This window comes from Paenibacillus sp. BGI2013, assembly GCF_002843485.1.
In the GTDB taxonomy this organism is placed as follows: domain Bacteria; phylum Bacillota; class Bacilli; order Paenibacillales; family Paenibacillaceae; genus Paenibacillus; species Paenibacillus amylolyticus.
Window position 1 is genome coordinate 58,184 of sequence record NZ_PJFA01000018.1, and the last position, 16,908, is coordinate 75,091.

16 protein-coding genes are annotated in these 16,908 nt (G+C 46.1%); 11 read left to right on the forward strand and 5 right to left on the reverse strand.

Translation table 11 applies throughout. The features are described 5' to 3' along the window. Positions 1-27: 27 nt before the first annotated feature. The 9 genes from CXK86_RS28675 to CXK86_RS28715 are packed head-to-tail and all read left to right on the forward strand — an operon-like array spanning position 28 to position 9,068. A complete protein-coding gene (locus CXK86_RS28675) occupies positions 28-879 on the forward strand; it encodes a 3-hydroxyacyl-CoA dehydrogenase family protein (protein WP_047843827.1) in 852 nt (283 codons plus the stop codon). Between the two features lie 19 nt (positions 880-898). Continuing rightward, positions 899-1,948, forward strand: a complete 1,050-nt coding sequence (locus CXK86_RS28680) for an HAD-IIIC family phosphatase (protein WP_076254433.1) — start codon at positions 899-901, stop codon at positions 1,946-1,948. A 15-nt stretch (positions 1,949-1,963) separates the two neighbouring features. Continuing rightward, the gene (locus CXK86_RS28685) at positions 1,964-2,227 is read left to right on the forward strand and encodes an acyl carrier protein (protein ID WP_017687156.1); all 264 of its coding nucleotides are present in this window, start codon (positions 1,964-1,966) and stop codon (positions 2,225-2,227) included. Beyond that, a complete protein-coding gene (locus tag CXK86_RS32355) occupies positions 2,224-3,108 on the forward strand; it encodes a hypothetical protein (protein WP_017687157.1) in 885 nt (294 codons plus the stop codon). Before CXK86_RS28685 ends, CXK86_RS32355 begins: the two co-directional genes overlap by 4 nt. Before the next feature lie 25 nt (positions 3,109-3,133). Next, positions 3,134-3,874, forward strand: coding sequence for a thioesterase II family protein (locus CXK86_RS28695; RefSeq protein WP_076254390.1), 741 nt, complete (start codon positions 3,134-3,136; stop codon positions 3,872-3,874). A gap of 35 nt (positions 3,875-3,909) precedes the next feature. Further along, positions 3,910-6,243: an ABC transporter permease gene (locus CXK86_RS28700; protein WP_076254392.1), complete on the forward strand. Its 2,334-nt coding sequence runs from the start codon at positions 3,910-3,912 to the stop codon at positions 6,241-6,243. A gap of 12 nt (positions 6,244-6,255) precedes the next feature. Further along, positions 6,256-7,023: an ABC transporter ATP-binding protein gene (locus CXK86_RS28705; RefSeq protein WP_047843824.1), complete on the forward strand. Its 768-nt coding sequence runs from the start codon at positions 6,256-6,258 to the stop codon at positions 7,021-7,023. Between the two features lie 60 nt (positions 7,024-7,083). Further along, on the forward strand, positions 7,084-7,719 hold the full coding sequence (locus CXK86_RS28710) for a TetR/AcrR family transcriptional regulator (protein WP_036615194.1): 636 nt from the start codon (positions 7,084-7,086) through the stop codon (positions 7,717-7,719). Between the two features lie 20 nt (positions 7,720-7,739). Further along, positions 7,740-9,068 carry an MFS transporter gene (locus tag CXK86_RS28715; RefSeq protein ID WP_036615192.1) on the forward strand — a complete coding sequence of 443 codons (1,329 nt, stop codon included), beginning with the start codon at positions 7,740-7,742 and terminating at the stop codon, positions 9,066-9,068. A gap of 162 nt (positions 9,069-9,230) precedes the next feature. On the opposite strand, the gene CXK86_RS28720 is transcribed toward CXK86_RS28715, so the two are convergent. The 3 genes from CXK86_RS28720 to CXK86_RS28730 form a co-directional block, all read right to left on the reverse strand. After that, positions 9,231-10,055 (reverse strand): carbohydrate ABC transporter permease, encoded by an 825-nt coding sequence (locus CXK86_RS28720; protein WP_076254393.1) that lies wholly within the window; start codon positions 10,053-10,055, stop codon positions 9,231-9,233. Position 10,056: 1 nt separating this feature from the next. Continuing rightward, positions 10,057-10,929 (reverse strand): carbohydrate ABC transporter permease, encoded by an 873-nt coding sequence (locus tag CXK86_RS28725; RefSeq protein WP_017687164.1) that lies wholly within the window; start codon positions 10,927-10,929, stop codon positions 10,057-10,059. A gap of 103 nt (positions 10,930-11,032) precedes the next feature. After that, positions 11,033-12,331, reverse strand: coding sequence for an ABC transporter substrate-binding protein (locus CXK86_RS28730; protein WP_076254395.1), 1,299 nt, complete (start codon positions 12,329-12,331; stop codon positions 11,033-11,035). A gap of 180 nt (positions 12,332-12,511) precedes the next feature. Between CXK86_RS28730 and CXK86_RS28735 the strand changes: the two genes are divergently transcribed. Together CXK86_RS28735 and CXK86_RS28740 are read left to right on the forward strand one after the other, a co-directional pair. Continuing rightward, complete coding sequence (locus CXK86_RS28735) at positions 12,512-14,389, forward strand: cache domain-containing sensor histidine kinase (protein WP_076254397.1); 1,878 nt, start codon at positions 12,512-12,514, stop codon at positions 14,387-14,389. Continuing rightward, positions 14,382-15,203: a response regulator transcription factor gene (locus CXK86_RS28740; RefSeq protein WP_076254399.1), complete on the forward strand. Its 822-nt coding sequence runs from the start codon at positions 14,382-14,384 to the stop codon at positions 15,201-15,203. The genes CXK86_RS28735 and CXK86_RS28740 overlap by 8 nt, the downstream gene beginning before the upstream one ends. Here CXK86_RS28740 and CXK86_RS28745 read toward each other — a convergent pair whose 3' ends face one another. Together CXK86_RS28745 and CXK86_RS28750 are read right to left on the reverse strand one after the other, a co-directional pair. Then, positions 15,204-15,833, reverse strand: a complete 630-nt coding sequence (locus CXK86_RS28745) for a YfbR-like 5'-deoxynucleotidase (protein ID WP_074095934.1) — start codon at positions 15,831-15,833, stop codon at positions 15,204-15,206. 284 nt (positions 15,834-16,117) lie between these two features. Further along, complete coding sequence (locus CXK86_RS28750) at positions 16,118-16,900, reverse strand: formate/nitrite transporter family protein (RefSeq protein WP_076214272.1); 783 nt, start codon at positions 16,898-16,900, stop codon at positions 16,118-16,120. Between the last annotated feature and the right edge of the window lie 8 nt (positions 16,901-16,908).

Genomic DNA, 16,908 nt, shown 5'->3' on the forward strand with positions numbered 1-16,908 from the left:
GGTAGCTCAATAAGGAGGTGATTAGGTATGCATAATCGACTCATTGCAATCATTGGCGCAGGGGTGATGGGATGCGCCACAGCACTGGATGTCGCGAGGGCTGGTTATCGTGTAATTTTGCAGGATATTTCGGCGTCGGTCATCGAACACGCCCCTGATGTTATACGTCGTGAATATCGTTCAGCTTGCTTTCTGAAGCAAGGGTACGGTCAGGTGCCCCTGGATCAGATCATGGAACGGATCTCGTTCCAGACACAAGATGAAGGTGTGGAAGAGGCAAGTATCATTATTGAAAATGTAACCGAGAACCTGGAGTTGAAAAAGGAAGTTTATGCACGACTATCCCACAAGGTTCGTCCGGATGTTTTATTTGCGCTAAATACAAGCTGTATTTCCGTGACAAAGCTCGCTTCATTTTTGCCTGACCCAGGTCGAGTCATTGGGGTGCATCTGATGAATCCGGTTCCCGTTAAATCCATGGTGGAGGTGATCAAAGGACATCATACAACGCAGGGTACGGAACATGAGATGGTAGCGTTTTTGGAAACTCTTGATAAAAGTCCAGTTGTCATAGAGGATCTGCCCGGGTTTGTCTCTAATCGCCTCTCGCACTTGTTAATGAATGAAGCGGCGTACATTGTACAGGATGGAATCGCTACACCCGAGCAGGTGGACGCCATTATGAAGAAGGGCTTCAATTATCAGATGGGGCCGCTGGAGACGGCGGATCTGATTGGTCTGGATACGGTAGTGCATTCATTGAAAGTATTGTACGACAGCTATCAGGACCCCAAATTCCGATGCTGTCCGATGTTGCAGAAAATGGTTGATGCAGGACAGTGGGGGCGGAAGACGGGTCAAGGATTCTATGCCTACTAAGATGAAAGGTGGCAAGACCATGGAAAAGCTCAAGGATATCAAGTGTATCGTTTGGGATCTGGACCACACCATATGGGATGGGGTTTTGCTTGAATCTGCAGATGTGCAACTGAAGCCGGGCTTAAAGGAGGTGATTGAAAAACTGGACCAGCGAGGTGTTTTGCACTCTGTTGCCAGTAAAAATGATGCAGAGCTGGCTTGGGCGAAACTAAACGAACTGGGCATCGCCGAATATTTTCTGTATCCCGAGATCCATTGGGATGCGAAGTCCGTCTCTGTTCAGCGGATTCAGCAGAACATTAATATCGGCATGGATGCCATTCTGTTTGTGGATGATCAACCTTTTGAACTGGAAGAAGTGCAAAGTGTACATGCTGACATTCAGGTACTTCATGCGGATCAATATGAAACCATGCTTGATGACCCAAGGCTGATGCCTCGATTCATTACAGCCGACTCTGCGTGCAGAAGGCAGATGTACCAGGCGGATACGCTCCGTAAACAGGCTGAGGAACAGTATGAGGGACCTTCAGAACAATTTCTGGCTACGCTTGGCATGAAATTTTCCATCTACGAGGCTACTGAGGATGACCTTCAACGTGCAGAGGAACTTACCGTTCGCACCAATCAGCTAAATGCAACGGGAATTACCTACAGTTACGAGGAGCTGTACCAACTGATGACCTCGCAGGACCATATGTTATTGGTGTGTGAACTCGAAGACAAATACGGGACGTATGGCAAAATTGGGCTTGCACTAATTCACATGCAGCAGAAAGTATGGCGGCTAAACATGCTTCTGATGTCTTGCAGAGTGATGTCTAGGGGAGCAGGGAGTGTACTGCTAACGTATATCATGCGTGAAGCTCAGAAGCAGGGCAAACAGATGCTTGCAGACTTCAGGGATACCGGAAGGAACCGGATGATGAATATCAGCTATCGCTTTGCCGGTTTCAAGCAGCAATCTGCAGATCAGGAAGGAAGAGTACTGTTTTATCATGATTTGCAGCAGGCTGTAGAATTTCCAGATTACATTGAGGTTTTAGTGCCCGAGGGGCAACATCAATAACAAGGGGGAAGGGCAGTGGATTATCGTCAGGAAATTCGGGAGTTTATCGGGAACAACCTCACCATGGATCATGAGGACACTCAAATTAATGATAATGACAATTATTTTGAGCAGCGGTTCGTCAATTCGCTCTTTGCGATGCGTTTGGTGGACTTTGTAGAGCGTAGATTCCAGATTGAGATAGCAAATGAAGATCTGGATTTGGCTAATTTCTGCACGATTAACCGTTTGCATGATCTTATTGAGAGAAAGTTGACTGAGAAGGAGGCGGCACTATGATTACAGCTAATCAGGCATCCATTCGTCCAGTCACAAGTCCGGCAACCAGCCCGTCCAACAAATATATGTATTTGTTTTTGGGAATTTCCTTTGGCACATGTTATGGAATCGCAAGTTTGTTCATGTTCTTTGCGGATTTTATTGTACCCATAACAGGTGAGTTAACCTTGATGCATCCACTTGCGATCGTTGCTCTGTATTCACCTTCCATTGCCGGATTAATTACATGTTATGTGATGGGCGGAAAGGAAGCATTAAAAGGAATGTTTATGAAGCTGGTTCCGCGCAGACAGGACCTGTTCTGGATACCGCTCATTATTGGAATTTCCATCATCTTTGCATCAACAATGCACTTTGGTTCCTTGTTATTCGGCATACCGGTCCCTGAACTGACATATAGTGTACCTGAAATGATCTGGTTGGGGATTGTGAATCTGATCAAGGAGACGGGGCTGATTGGTGGGCTGTTTGGCTGGATCGGATTTTTGCTTCCATTCTTGCAAGGGAAGTTAAAAAATAATATAACAAGTGGTCTGATTACCGGCCTGTTGTTCGGATTATGGGTGCTTCCGGGATACTTGATTTCCTCTTTTGGCACCTCAACCACTTACATATACTACGTTGTTCAGCTTATGGCATTTATCGTGTTCCAAAGTTATATCTTCAATGCAACCAAAGGTACACTTCTGTTTTATCTGCTTGCATTCTGGCTTGTAGCTACAGGAAGTCAAATTGATTTGTACTACTTTAATCCGCAAGTTCAAATTATGCAATTCTTCTTTTTTGCAATATCGGCTATTGTCATACATGTCATCTTCAAGCGTAAAAATGTGGATACTTCACTTCAGACATTCCCTGCATATGTTCTGGAAAGAAAGTAAGCCTGGTTATGGTGGTGGATAAGTGATGGAACCGATCTATTTGGAGCAGCTACAAAAGGGGGAGGGAAACAGACAAATGGTCTGTTTTCCTTATCTCGGTGGCAACTCCAACAGTTTTCAGCCCCTAGTGCCGTACCTTCCTGACACGGAAATTTGGGCGTTTACGCCCCCGGGTCATGGTCTGAACACCGAAACACCCCTGGAGCATATGCAGCAACTCGTAGAACTGTATACCAGCAAGCTGCTGGATGTTATACAGCCTGGCAGTCTGTTATTTGGACATAGTCTGGGAGGAATTACAGCCTACTTCGTTGCGCAGCGCTTATATCAGGAACGTCCAGATGTAGCTAAAACGCTACGGCTTGTGTTATCAGCCTGCAACACGCCTGACGAATGCGGGATGCAGAATTATGATCGGATGTCAGACGAAAATCTGATTGATCATCTGTTTTCCTATGAAGCTCTCCCGCATGAACTGATACATGAAAAAGAATTATTGAATTATTTTCTGCCCGTCATCCGGGCGGATTTCAGGATGCTGGAATCTGCAGCAACGCTTGAATATGAGCCGCTCTCATTGCCGGTGTTGTATCTGTGGGGAGAACGGGATCGTACCGTTACCCTTCAATCCGCGTTGAGATGGGGCCGATATTTTGGCACATCCATGAAGCTTCAAACCATCAAAGAGGGTGCTCACATGTTCATGATGCATCAACCTTCAACGGTGGCGCATTGTCTGACAAGCTTTATGACTCCAGATAAATAGGAACAACTTGTAGATGAGAGGAGCCATGTTCGTTTATGCTGCTACGAATGCTGAGAAACGATATAACGAGAAAAAAAGGGATTACGGCTGCTTTATTTATTTTTGTACTGCTGGCCGCCTTGCTGGTATCTTCGGGGTCACGAATGATTATGGAACTGACGAGTTCCATCCAATATCTATTTTCTGAATCCAAAACACCACATTTTGTGCAAATGCATGCCGGAGAACTCGATCAGGTCAAAGTGAATACATGGGCTGAAGAAAATGCCATGGTCCAGCAGCATCAGATTGTGGAAATGGTTAACATTGACGGCTCTAATCTGTTTCTCGGAGCAGAGTCCGAAAAGAACAGCGTTATGGACATTGACTTTGTTACACAGAATCAGGGTTTCGACTATTTGTTGAATCTGGACAGTGAGATTATTCAGGTGAACGATGGCGAGATCGCGGTTCCGGTATATTACATGCAGCAAAAAAAATTGAGCGTGGGCGACCAGGTTCGGATCGATAATGGTCAATTTGAGCGTTCTTACACCATCGTTGATTTTGTCCGTGATGCTCAGATGAATCCATCGGTTGTGCACTCCAAACGTTTTATCGTGAGTGCAGGGAATTTGCAAGAACTGAAGCAGAGCATCGGAGAGATGGAGTATCTCATCGAATTCCGGTTGACCGATCCCGGACTGACAAGTGAATTTACCCAGGCTTACCAAAATGCCGGACTTCCCAACGCGGGTCCAGTCGTAACCTATGGGCTGTTCCAGGTATTGAATGCCATGACCGACGGAGTTATTGCAGCCGTTATTATTTTGGTCAGTCTTGTGCTGATTCTGATTGCAATGCTCTGCATCCGATTCACGATGCTTGCGACCATCGAAGAGGATTATCGTGAGATTAGTGTCATGAAAGCGATAGGGATTGCAGAGAAGGATATTAAAAGACTGTATCTGATGAAGTATGTATTTATGGCGGGATTTGCATCCGTGCTTGGTTACATTGCATCACTTGGCGTTAACAGATTATTTGTTTCCAACATCATGTTGTATATGGGAAAAGCACCTGCAACCCTGTTGCATTTCGCGATTCCGTTATTAGCCGCTGGAATAATATTTGCCATGGTTGTTCTGTTTTGTCGAACGGTACTGCGGCGTTTTCGTTCCATCTCCGCGGTGGATGCTCTCCGTACCGGGAGCCTGGGAGATACACAGATCATTCGAAACCGGCTTAGTTTGTCCCGCAATCGCTGGTCTTCCGTACCTGTCTTTCTTGGTCTGAAGGAAGTGATACAGCGAATCAAGATGTTCCGATTATTGTTATTTGTCTTTGTAGTCAGTTCATTTATCATGATTGTGCCGGTCAACTTCCTGAACACTTTGCAGGCGCCAAGTTTTATCTCTTATATGGGTGTTGGACAAAGTGATATTCGCATTGACTTGAGGCACACAGACGATGTGGAGCAGCGTTATGACAATCTGGTTGCCCAGATCCAAAATGATAAAGACATCAAAACGTATTCCCCATTGGTAACAAGCCAGTTCAAGATTAAAAATGCGGAAGGAAGTTACGACAATCTGAGTGTAGAAACTGGGGATTTCAGTATTTTCCCATTGTCTTATGTTAGCGGTAATGCGCCAACAACCGAGAATGAAATTGCGTTATCTGATGCCAACAGTAGCGAGCTGCGCCTGAAGACTGGTGAGCAACTTACCTTGCTGGTTAATGGCAAGGACCAGATGATGACGGTCAGCGGAATATACCAGGACGTTACGAATGGTGGGAAAACGGCGAAGGCCTTATTACCTTACAACAAGGATAGTGTGTTGTGGTATGTGGTCAGTTTGGATCTGAATAATCGCGGGGACATGGCTACCAAAATTGCTGAATATGAGGCGGCTTTCTCGCCAGCCAAAGTAACCGATCTTCAAGGTTATCTGGATCAGACGTTAGGCGGAACCATCCAACAATTGAAAATGGTGACGATGCTGGCCTTGGTCATCGGTGTCTTCATATCTATTTTAATTACAGCACTGTTCCTTCAGATGTTAGTAGCCAAGGACAACAACGACATTGCTGTACTAAGAAGCCTTGGGTTTGCCTTGTCTAAAATCAAGTTCAAGTATGTCGTGATGTCACTTGTCATATTAATCTTAGGGGTTGTTACTGGAACGATATTGTCCAATACGTTGGGTCCGTTGCTGGTTAGTGCCATTATGTCGACGTTTGGTGCTTCCAATATTGTCTTTGTTGTTAACCCGTTACAAGCATATATTTTGTGTCCATTGTTACTTGCAGGCACGATTGTACTGACAGCATGGATTAGTATCCAATCGATCAAGGAAACGAGCATATCCAAAATGATTGTCGAATAGGGAGGATCAACGATGACAACTATACTTGAGGCTAAAGACGTGAATAAATCCGTAGCGATCGGCGAGAATGAAGAACATAACATCTTAAAAGATATCAACCTTCAATTAAAAAAGGGAGAATTTGTTTCCATCATGGGGCCATCTGGCTCAGGCAAGTCTACCTTACTGTACAACATAAGTGGTATGGATCAGATTAGTGCTGGAAGTGTCTATTTTAATGGCAAAAAAATATCGGCATTTGAGGAGAGGGATCTGGCAAGTCTACGTTTGACCAAGATGGGATTCATCTTTCAAAATATTCATCTGCTCAAGAATCTGAATCTATTAGACAATATCGTACTTTCCGCGTATCTGGCCAAGAATAGCAGCAGAGAAACGATTAATACACGGGCAATGTCATTAATGAAAAAAATGGGGATTGATGAGCTTGCTGGGCATAACATCACCCAAGCCTCAGGCGGACAGCTTCAACGGATTGCCATCTGCCGTGCGCTGATCAATAATCCAGATATTTTATTCGGCGATGAACCAACGGGGGCGCTGAATTCCAAATCAACGTATGAGATCATGGATATTCTGGGCGATATTAATGCAACGGGTACAACCATTCTGCTGGTGACCCATGATGTGAAAGTCGCTGCCAGATCGGAACGTGTACTGTTTATGATGGACGGTAAGCTGGTTGCAGACAGAAATATTGGAAAATATGCAAGAGAGCGTCAGGATCTGAAAACAAGGGAAAGCCATTTGGCGCAATGGTTGACTGAAATGGGGTTCTAAAAAAAGAACTCCATGACTACAATAGACCGACAGTCGGTCGAACGTATCGGAGGCCAGGATATGAGACTGATAAAAAACCCGGAAGAACGCAGGAACGAGATTTTGGATGCCGCCGAGATTCTGTTCATAACAAAAGGGTACACCAAAGCTACGGTCATGGATATCCTTCAGGCGTGCAACATTGCCAAGGGTACATTTTATTATTATTTTCAGTCCAAGGAAGAGGTCATGAACGCCATCGTCATGCGTTTTATTCTGAGCGGGGAGGCATCGGCCAGGCACGTGGTGTCCGATCCCAAACTGAATGCCCATGACAAAATTTTTCGCATCATGATGGCGCAGAATCAGCCTGACGGCAGAAAACATGATCTCATCGAGCAATTGCACAGTGTTCATAATGTGGAGATGCACCAAAAGAGTCTTGTTGAGACGGTAATTCGATTAAGTCCCATCTTGGCCGAGGTGGTAGAGCAGGGCATTCAGGAGGGGGTATTTCATACACCTAACCCAAAGGAATCCATCGAATTCCTGCTCGTATCGTCACAATTTTTGCTGGATCGAGGCATCTTTCAATGGGAGGAGGAAGAACTCCAAAAAAAGGTTGAAGCATTCACACATATTATGGAACGTGTGCTGGGAGCAGAACAAGGAAGCTTCGCCTACGTCACTCGCCTTTATTTTCCGAATCAAGGTTAGCCGAGAAAGGAGTATTATCCATGGAACATACCGTTCAAAAATCATTTAAAAAGTTTCTGGTCGTATGGTTCGGTCAGCTCATCTCCATGATTGGGATTGGACTTACGGCCTTCTCCCTGGGGGTGTATGCCTTCGAAAAAACGAATACGGCAACAAGTGTTGCATTGATTACCTTATTCACGTTTCTGCCGAATATCCTGCTTCGACCTATTGGAGGGGTACTGGCAGACCGATTCGACCGTCGAACGATGATGATTATCGGCGACCTGGGGTCGGCAGCCGGTTTGATTTTCATTCTGTCCATTATGCTCACAGGTGATATCCAATTATGGCATATCTATGTGGGAGTGGCCTTTAGTTCGGTGTTTTCCGCGTTGCAGAGCCCGGCATATAAGGCCTCTGCTACGGACCTGCTGGATAAGGATCAATTCTCAAAAGGAAGCGGTCTTGTACAACTGGCTGAATCCTCGAAGTTTCTGTTTTCACCCATCATTGCGGGCATTCTGCTTAGTATAACAACCATTGAAGTCATTCTGGTCATTAATATTCTGACATTCCTGGTTGCCATTCTGGCTGTGCTGGTTATTCGGAAGAGCATGAAGGTGGAGCGAGAGGATCGAGAAGGAAAAAACTGGATCACCGATATTCAAGAGGGCTGGAGAGAAGTTGTAACCAACAAGGGAGTACTGTTGCTGGTGGTGATTATTTCACTTGTCACCTTTTATCTGGGATTCCTGGAGACACTCATTGGTCCGATGCTTCTGTCATTCACGGATGCAAAGACACTTGGAACGTTTCAGTCTGTTAGTGCCATCGGCATGCTGATTAGCAGCTTGTGCATCGGCATATTTACAATAACAAAGAGATATGCAAGTGTACTTGTGATGGGGCTGATTTTGTGCGGTTTGTCCTTTTCGCTTCTGGGGATATCCACTAACATTTATTTTATTATCTTCGCAGGTTTTCTGTTCCTGTCATCGCTGCCGTTTGTCAATATGAGCGCAGATGTGCTGGTGCGAAACAATATCGCCAACGATAAGCAGGGCAGGGTATGGGGAATCATTGGTATTCTGTCACAACTCGGGTTTATTATCGCGTACAGTTTGGCTGGATTTCTGGCCGACCATGTGTTTAATCCGTTGCTGATGGAGGGGGGAGCACTGGCTTCGTCTGTTGGTCAAATTATTGGAACTGGGCCAGGCAGAGGTATTGCCTTTCTGTTTATCATCGCGGGTCTGTTTGTTATTCTGATCGCAATAATCACATCCCGTTTGAAAATGATCAAATCTCTGGAGCAGAGCCCAGATATAGCGGCTCCATCCGATGTTGGCGGGTTGGCGCACGATTAATTCGAATCCAACAGCGTAAGCCCTTGTCCGCAGCAGCGTGTGATACTTCTTCTGTACGAAGAAGTTGTTCACACGATGAAGCAGACAAGGGCTTTTTGTGCTGAGGAGTCAGCAGATGTACTTAGAAAAGATGGGTTTGTGTATTTAGATTGTCGGTGGAGCTTACCCTTTAACCGCCCCAGAAGTTAGTCCTCCTACAATATACTTTTGCCCAATGAGGAACACAATCAACACAGGCAATGACGTGAGCACGATATCGGCACTGACCAGATTCCACTGGGCACTGAATTGTCCAAAGAAGTTATATACAGCCAGCGTCATCGGCCACATCTCCACTGTATTCAGCATATAGAGTGGGGCAGTAAACTCATTCCAGACACTCAGGAAATTAAGAACAAATACCGTTACCAGCACCGAGGTTAACAAAGGTACAATGATTCTCAGGAACAGCTTGATCCCGTTACATCCGTCCATGATCGCGGCTTCATCCAGCTCCTTCGGGATGTTAGACACAAACGCATACGTAATGAACAGCGAGATTGGAATCCCCATAGCCGTGTAGAGCAGAATCATGCCGACATGTGAATTGATCATACCCATGGACTTCATGACTTCCATCAGCGGAATGTAGTTAAGCGGTAGGGTGATACCAAGAATCAGGAAGAAGTACAGAAACTTGCTGAGCCTCGAATGGTTGCGAGATAACGTGAAGGCCGAGAAGGCCACAACAAACACCAGTAGCAGAGAAGAAGCCCCAGAATGCAGCAGACTGTTGAAAAAGGAACCGCCCAAATGTCCCTGTTCATAGACAATTTTGTAATTTTCGAAAATAAACTTCTTGGGCAACGTCAGTTTAAGCACTTTGGCCTCGGCGTCCGACTTGAATGAATTCAGTACAATGACGACAAAAGGAATCAGGACCACCAGGCTAAGCAGCCAGGCGAGTACATTTAACCCGATCGAAGCCAATCTTTTTCTCAATCGCATGTCAGTATTCCACCTTTCGGTTCATCAAACGAATGATGAAAAAGGAGATGATTGCCATGATGACAAACAGGATGGTGGATAGTGCACTTCCGAGTCCCCAATACCCTTTGGCAAAAGAGGAATAGACCGCTGTGTTAATCACATCTGTTGCGTTACCGGGTCCACCATTGGTTAACACGTATACGGCATCGAAAACTCTCAGCCCATATGTAATATTAAGCACCGTGGCGATGGTAATGGTAGGCATCAGCATCGGAATCGTGATTCGGAACAGCTTCTGCCCGAATCCGGCGCCATCAATGGATGCTGCTTCGTAATAATCACGGGGAATGGCGAGCAGTCCGGCGATGAACAGCACCATGATGTATCCCATGCCTTTCCACGTATCCACTGCCATAATGGATGGCATGGCCCAGGTCAGGGAGCCCAGCCAGTTCTGGGCGAGAACGTCCAGTCCCATGGAACGCAGGGTTACGTTAACGAACCCGTTGTTGGGGTCAAGCAGACTTTTGAACACAAGTCCAACAATCAGGAACGATAGCACCTGTGGTGAGAAGATAATCATCCGATGCAGATTGGCGGCCTTTACACCGCTAACCAAGAGTAGAGCCAGAAATAAGCCCAGCACGGTCTTGGCGATGGATGTAACCAGGGTGAAGAGGACTGTGTTTTTGATAAAAAGCAGATAGGTCGGATCCCCCGCCAGAATGGTGCGGAAATGCTCCAGACCGATAAAGTTCTTCTCCGAACTATAACTGTTCCAGTCGGTGAAGGAGTAATAGATGCCCAGCAGGGCGGGAGCGACAATGAACAGCAGATATAACACAATCGCTCCAGATGAGAAATACCAGGGATAGATTTTGTTCGCATTCATAATCCGTAACACCTTTCCTTCCTGCCAAAATACATGAGCGGGCAAACGCCCGCTGCATGTAACGTTGTTCAGCGTTTATATTTATCTGAGATGAGCGCTGTTACTACCACTTCTCATCTTTCAGCACTTTGGCTTGTTCAGCACGACGTTTATCAATATTTTGCAGAATCTGATCCGGTGTCATTGCGCCAGCGAACATGCCTGACAAGTCCTTGCCAATATCCATCCATTGTGGATCAATGTATTTCACAGCGGCCTGCATAACCGTACCTTTTTCATGATCTTTCTCATAGTCGATGTAGTCCTGTGTCAGCTTTGGTTCGATTTCCGGCCAGCAGATCGTCAGGTTGCCTTCACCTTCATCGAACACACGCTGCAGATGATCATGCTCGGTAATCCAGCGGAAGAATTTCAGCACTTCTTCGGGATGTTTACTGTTTTTGTTACCAAACATCGCAGCCGATCCGCCCGGATTCACTCCAATCGTCTGATTATCTCCCCACGGCATGACGAAGAACCCCATATTGTCTTCCATTTCCTGATACGCTTCGGACACTTCCTTTTCCGTACCTGGCACCCGTAGCAGCATGGCCGCTTTCTCCTGACCAAACGCTTCAATGCCCGCTTCTACCGTATTGGACAAGAAGTCTTTGCCGAAATAACCGAGATCCGCAAATTCTTTCAACTGTTCAATGACCGTCCTAAGCTGTGTCATATCTGCGACTTTCATCTCATTGTTGTTTAATTTCTCGTAAGTTCCCGCTGTTGTTTGCTCATAGTTAGGTCCCGTTTCGAACAAAGGCAGAACCTGATACCACCCGCTGGCAGGTGCTTGATAGAACGGAATGATGTCTTTATCCTTAATTTTCTGGCTGATGGCCTTGAATTCCGCATAGGATGTAGGAGGCTCTATGCCGAGCTCTTGGAAGATACGTTTGTTATAGTACACATACCAGATTTTCGTTGGCGCAAAAGAAACCCCGTACACCTTGTCATTATGACTGACAGTTGGCAAAATCTCTTCAGACATCCGACCTGTGAATTCCTCATTGGTCAGGTCAATGGCATTCTCCTCCGGTCTTACGTTAGCCGGCATGCTCAGTGGGTCCACATCGACATTGAAAATATCAGGTGCTTCGCCAGAAGCGAGCTTCACCTTGATCAGGTCACGCCACTGTGCGTCAGGCACGACCTGGAAGTCAATTTTGACACCCGTCTCCTGCTCATATTCCTTGGCCATCGTCTGCATGATGCCTGTACGCGGAATACCGGATTGACTTGTTCCAAACGTGAGAGTCACCTTACCCGAACCTTCCGTACTTTTACCTGAGTTGCACCCGACAAGCAGCAGAGTGGAGAGCAGGAGCACACTTGCAAGCGAAAATAGAAATCGTTTTCTCATCATTGAACCTCCCGGAATATAAAGAAAATTGTCACTTGCCGAAACGCTTTATGTAAGCGTATTCTTATGTGGATAACTTTACTGTGAACAAGGGATGTGCTCAATAGACAAAAGCGTTCTGTTGGGTGGACATTTTCGAATGGTGTGACAGATATCATCATAGGACGAGGTGTGTGAGGATTGCGATATCGATTTGGAACGCTTCAGCAAAGTCTGTTTGCCTATTACTCTGCGGTATTTATTATCTTTTCGCTGATTGTGGCGGGGCTTCTGTATGTATTTCTCGCAAGTGACATTCGTCAGCGAAGTGAAGAACAGCAAAGACAACTGGGGGTATCAATTGTCAGTAACCTGGATCAGGAAGTGGTGAAAATGAACAACTTCTCCATGAATATCGTGTATTCCAATCTGGTCAAAGAACACTTCAGTCACTACTTGGCACCAGCAGAAGACAGTGAGCAGACAATGACGAGTGATCCGGCATTGTATAAGGATACAACCACACTAATTGACGTCATTCTCGCGATCATCAGCAGCTCCAATACAGCCAAGCAGGCCAACATCTATGATGTGAACGGCAAGATGCTGGGAGCGGGTGCATTCAACGGTCAACTGTCGGTAGACCTGACTCAGCGACCGTGGTACAAGGAAACCTGGGAGCGGAGTGGCTGGCGAGTGATCCAATTGTTAGAGGGCGGAGCCTTGCCCATGCCGACCGGCGAGGGTAACTCAGATCAACCTTACATTTCGCTTACCCGTGTATACAAAGATGGCAATTATGTCAGCCAGGGTGTCGTTGAGATTTTGCAGGATGCCGGAACCCTGTTCCAGCATTTGAATGATTTGCAGACAAATAACGACGATCTTCGGATCTATGTAGTGGATGAACAAAATACAAGGTTGTATCCACTTTCTTCGGATGCCGATGCTTCTCAAGCAGGCCATTTCGATGATGTGGACTTGATTCAAAATCTTTCATTTCCGCCTGATACGATGCAGGAGATCACCGATCCTATGAGTCAGTCCAAACAGATGATGACGTACATGACGTCACAGGAGACGGGATGGACCGTTATTGTCATGCAGTCCAAACAGTCCCTTTTCGCGAGTCTCAACCGGATGGCTATGATGTTTATCGGTGCCACGTTAGCTACTCTCATGCTGATTCTGGTTCTCTCGTATCTGATCTCCAAACGGGTTACTTTGCCGCTACATCGTTTGCAGCGCATTATTCAGAAAACGGGTGTGAATGATCTGGTATCGGGTCAGGATTCCGGTCAGTTGTTCAAGCTGGAGCATCCCGGTTCTATTCGGGAGATGGATGAGCTGAATGATACGTTTATCCGGCTGAATCAACAGCTTGTGCAATCGTTTCAGGACAGGCTGGCGATGAAATCTCAGGAGACAGAAGCGAGATTACTGGCGCTGCAATCCCAGATGAACCCGCATTTTCTCTATAACAACATCACTAATATTAGCATCATGGCGGAAGAGGGCATGAATGAGCAGATTGTCGCGTTCTGCGCCAATATTGCGTCTATGCTGCGTTATATTTCTACTCCGGGAAAGAATGGGGTTCCCCTGTCTCAAGAATTGGATTATTGTGAGCGATATCTGGAGTGTATGAAGATTAGGTTTGAGGATGATCTACACTACGAGTTTCATATTCCGGAAGAGATGAAGTATATCCAGGTTCCGATGCTGATGGTACAACCACTACTCGAAAATGCCATGAAATATGGACTGGGTGATACCCCGCCATGGAAACTGAATATTACTGGAGATATGGATGCGGCACAGCAGACCTGGCAGATCCACGTGGAAGACAACGGACCTGGCATGGAACCCGAGGCACTTGCCAAGATCATGCATTACATCGAACAGTCACAGGAGTGGGAGCGTATGCCTGACCTCGAAATCAACGGCATGGGACTCAAGAATATATGGGTCCGATTGAAATTATGGTATGGCACGGCAGCCCACATGCAGATTACAAACAAGCCTTCCGGCGGTGTCCAGATTACAATAGGTGGTTCCATTCGAAAGGAGCATGACTGAACCCGTGACAATCAAATATAGAACGATTATTGTGGAAGATGAAGCCCTGATTCGCCGGAATGTCTCGCGCAAATTCAGAGAGTTGGACACCCGGTTCGAGGTGATCGGTGAAGCGCGGAACGGTCAGGAAGCATTACAGCTCATTGAACATTCTGTACCTGATCTGGTTGTAACCGATATACAGATGCCGGTAATGAATGGATTGGAACTCGCCAAACATCTGTACTTTGCCTATCCGCATGTGAAAATTGTCATTCTGAGTGGTTATCATGAATTCGAATATGCACGGCAGGCGATCAGTTACAAGGTGGAGGATTATCTGCTCAAACCATTATCGGAAGACCAGCTTCGTACACTGCTGGATGCGATGGAATTGAAGCTTGGGAGCGCTGTGGATTCGCTTGCCCATGTCAGTGCCGTACTGGATGAGCAGGTGAAGCCGGAGGATATCGCAGAGGCCGTTAAGTTGTATTTGAAGCAGAATTACATGCATGAGATTACACTCCAGGACATGGCGGGACAGATGTATTTTAGTGTGGACTATCTGGGAAAGTGTTTTAAGAAAGTAACGGGTGAGACTCCGCTAAAATATATGACAGGCCTGCGGATTAATGAAGCGAAGCGCATGCTCGTTACGCACGAGAATATGGATATCAAGACTATTGGTGGAGCGGTAGGGTATAGTGATTCCCACTATTTCAGCCGGATCTTCAAAAACAAAACGGGCATGTACCCTAGCGAGTACCGACTGCAATTGCAGGAACGAAAAAAAGCCCTGTCCATGGATGATGAGCACCATGTTGACTTGAGCTGATTACTGGGCCAGAGCTTCTTCGGTTATTTTGCGAATATCAAACGGGGAGCGGATACCTTCTTCGATCATGTCGGGGAGAATCTGTTCCAGGAAATACTGCACACAGTGGAGGTCGATATTTTTGATTTTTACCAACGCATAACGGTACATAACGATAAATTCTTTCTCCGTATTGCCACGTTGGAGCTCAGCAAAGGCTTCATATACCTGATCCATCTTGTCTGCGACTTCGAGAATCAGTCCTTCAACCGATTGGTCTTTGCCCTCACGCAGCTGTCTGCGGAAAATAGGCTGGAACTCTTCAGGAATATTTTCATTAATAAAATGTTCAACCATGCCTTCTTCCACCTTTTGCAGCATCGAACGCAGCTCCAGTGAATAATGTTTGACGGGTGTTTTGATATCACCGATGAAGATTTCGCCATAATCGTGACTGCTCGTAATTTCGTATAACTTCTTCCAATCGATGGTGGTTCCATGTTGCTCCTCAATATCTGCGAGCGTTTTGGCGTACTGTACGACTTTCCAGGAATGGGCGGATACGCTGTGTTCTTCGAATTTGAATTTGCCAGGTGTACGAATAATACGTTCAAGATCGTTTAGTGACCTGAAGTACGTGTGAATTCCCATATAAGCGTTCATCCTTTGCTGGTTGAGTATAAGTGTGAGTATCCATCGACTATACGCCAGTTATGTCAACTGTGGATTAACGCGGATAGCGACGAAGGTAAAATGAAGTTTTAATTCTCTATAGAAGGACAAGAGGATGAAAGGGAAACGTACAAGAGAGTAGCAGCTTATCGACAAACAATAAAAAGCCACGATGTGTGACTGAACGTGAGTTCGGCATCCATCGTGGCTTCAGTGTGTAGATGTTGTGCTCTAGCGCTACATAAGTGCAGTTGAATCAAGAATTATGATTTTTTACGTACCGGCGAAGTATACCAGTACGCCATTCCAACAAAGAGGGCACCGCCGATGATATTACCAAGCGTTACCGGAATCATGTTATGGAACCAGCCTGCCATCGTGATTGTATCCGGGTGGTTTGGCAGCAACCAGGATAAAGACAGCAAAGTCATATTGGCAACACTGTGCTCATAACCACTTGCGATAAATGCGTACAGACACCACCAGATCAGAACAAGTTTGGCGATATCTTCTTTGGAGCGAGCTGCCATCCAGATCGCCAGACAGACGAGCCAGTTACAGAGAATGCCGCGGAAGAACAACTCAGACACGGGCGCCGCCATCTTTTTGGCAGAGACAACGAATAACAGATGTTCCGGTGTGGCCGTTTTGAATAGACCGCTACCGACTATAAGTAAACTTAATAGAATTGCGCCGAGCAGGTTACCAACAAAGACGAGCCCCCAGTTCTTCAGCGTTTCGTTCACTGTGGTTCGGCCTGCCAGTGTACTCATGGTAAAGAACATATTGTTACCTGTAAACAGTTCCGATCCGGCAAAGATAACCAGCGTGAGCGCGAGTCCGAAGGACATGCCCATCAACATAGTTTGCAGTGGTGACTGTGCCGCAAGGAGCGGAGCACCAATACTGAAGATCAGAACGATGCCAAGCCCTACATAGGCACCAGCCATCAAGGCAGCAACCATATATCGTGACAGGCTTGCGTTCATTTGATCCCGTTTTTTAACCGCAGCTTCAATAATTCCCTCAACACTTGGTGTATACATCATGGTTT

Bases quoted from the DNA above. Each gene is read 5' to 3' on its own strand.
- CXK86_RS28675 (WP_047843827.1), top strand. From the start codon at position 28: ATGCATAATCGACTCATTGCAATCATTGGCGCAGGGGTGATGGGATGC.
- CXK86_RS28680 (WP_076254433.1), top strand. From the start codon at position 899: ATGGAAAAGCTCAAGGATATCAAGTGTATCGTTTGGGATCTGGACCAC.
- CXK86_RS32355 (WP_017687157.1), top strand. From the start codon at position 2,224: ATGATTACAGCTAATCAGGCATCCATTCGTCCAGTCACAAGTCCGGCA.
- CXK86_RS28695 (WP_076254390.1), top strand. From the start codon at position 3,134: ATGGAACCGATCTATTTGGAGCAGCTACAAAAGGGGGAGGGAAACAGA.
- CXK86_RS28700 (WP_076254392.1), top strand. From the start codon at position 3,910: ATGCTGCTACGAATGCTGAGAAACGATATAACGAGAAAAAAAGGGATT.
- CXK86_RS28705 (WP_047843824.1), top strand. From the start codon at position 6,256: ATGACAACTATACTTGAGGCTAAAGACGTGAATAAATCCGTAGCGATC.
- CXK86_RS28710 (WP_036615194.1), top strand. From the start codon at position 7,084: ATGAGACTGATAAAAAACCCGGAAGAACGCAGGAACGAGATTTTGGAT.
- CXK86_RS28715 (WP_036615192.1), top strand. From the start codon at position 7,740: ATGGAACATACCGTTCAAAAATCATTTAAAAAGTTTCTGGTCGTATGG.
- CXK86_RS28720 (WP_076254393.1), bottom strand. From the start codon at position 10,055: ATGCGATTGAGAAAAAGATTGGCTTCGATCGGGTTAAATGTACTCGCC.
- CXK86_RS28725 (WP_017687164.1), bottom strand. From the start codon at position 10,929: ATGAATGCGAACAAAATCTATCCCTGGTATTTCTCATCTGGAGCGATT.
- CXK86_RS28730 (WP_076254395.1), bottom strand. From the start codon at position 12,331: ATGAGAAAACGATTTCTATTTTCGCTTGCAAGTGTGCTCCTGCTCTCC.
- CXK86_RS28740 (WP_076254399.1), top strand. From the start codon at position 14,382: ATGACTGAACCCGTGACAATCAAATATAGAACGATTATTGTGGAAGAT.
- CXK86_RS28745 (WP_074095934.1), bottom strand. From the start codon at position 15,833: ATGGGAATTCACACGTACTTCAGGTCACTAAACGATCTTGAACGTATT.
- CXK86_RS28750 (WP_076214272.1), bottom strand. From the start codon at position 16,900: ATGTATACACCAAGTGTTGAGGGAATTATTGAAGCTGCGGTTAAAAAA.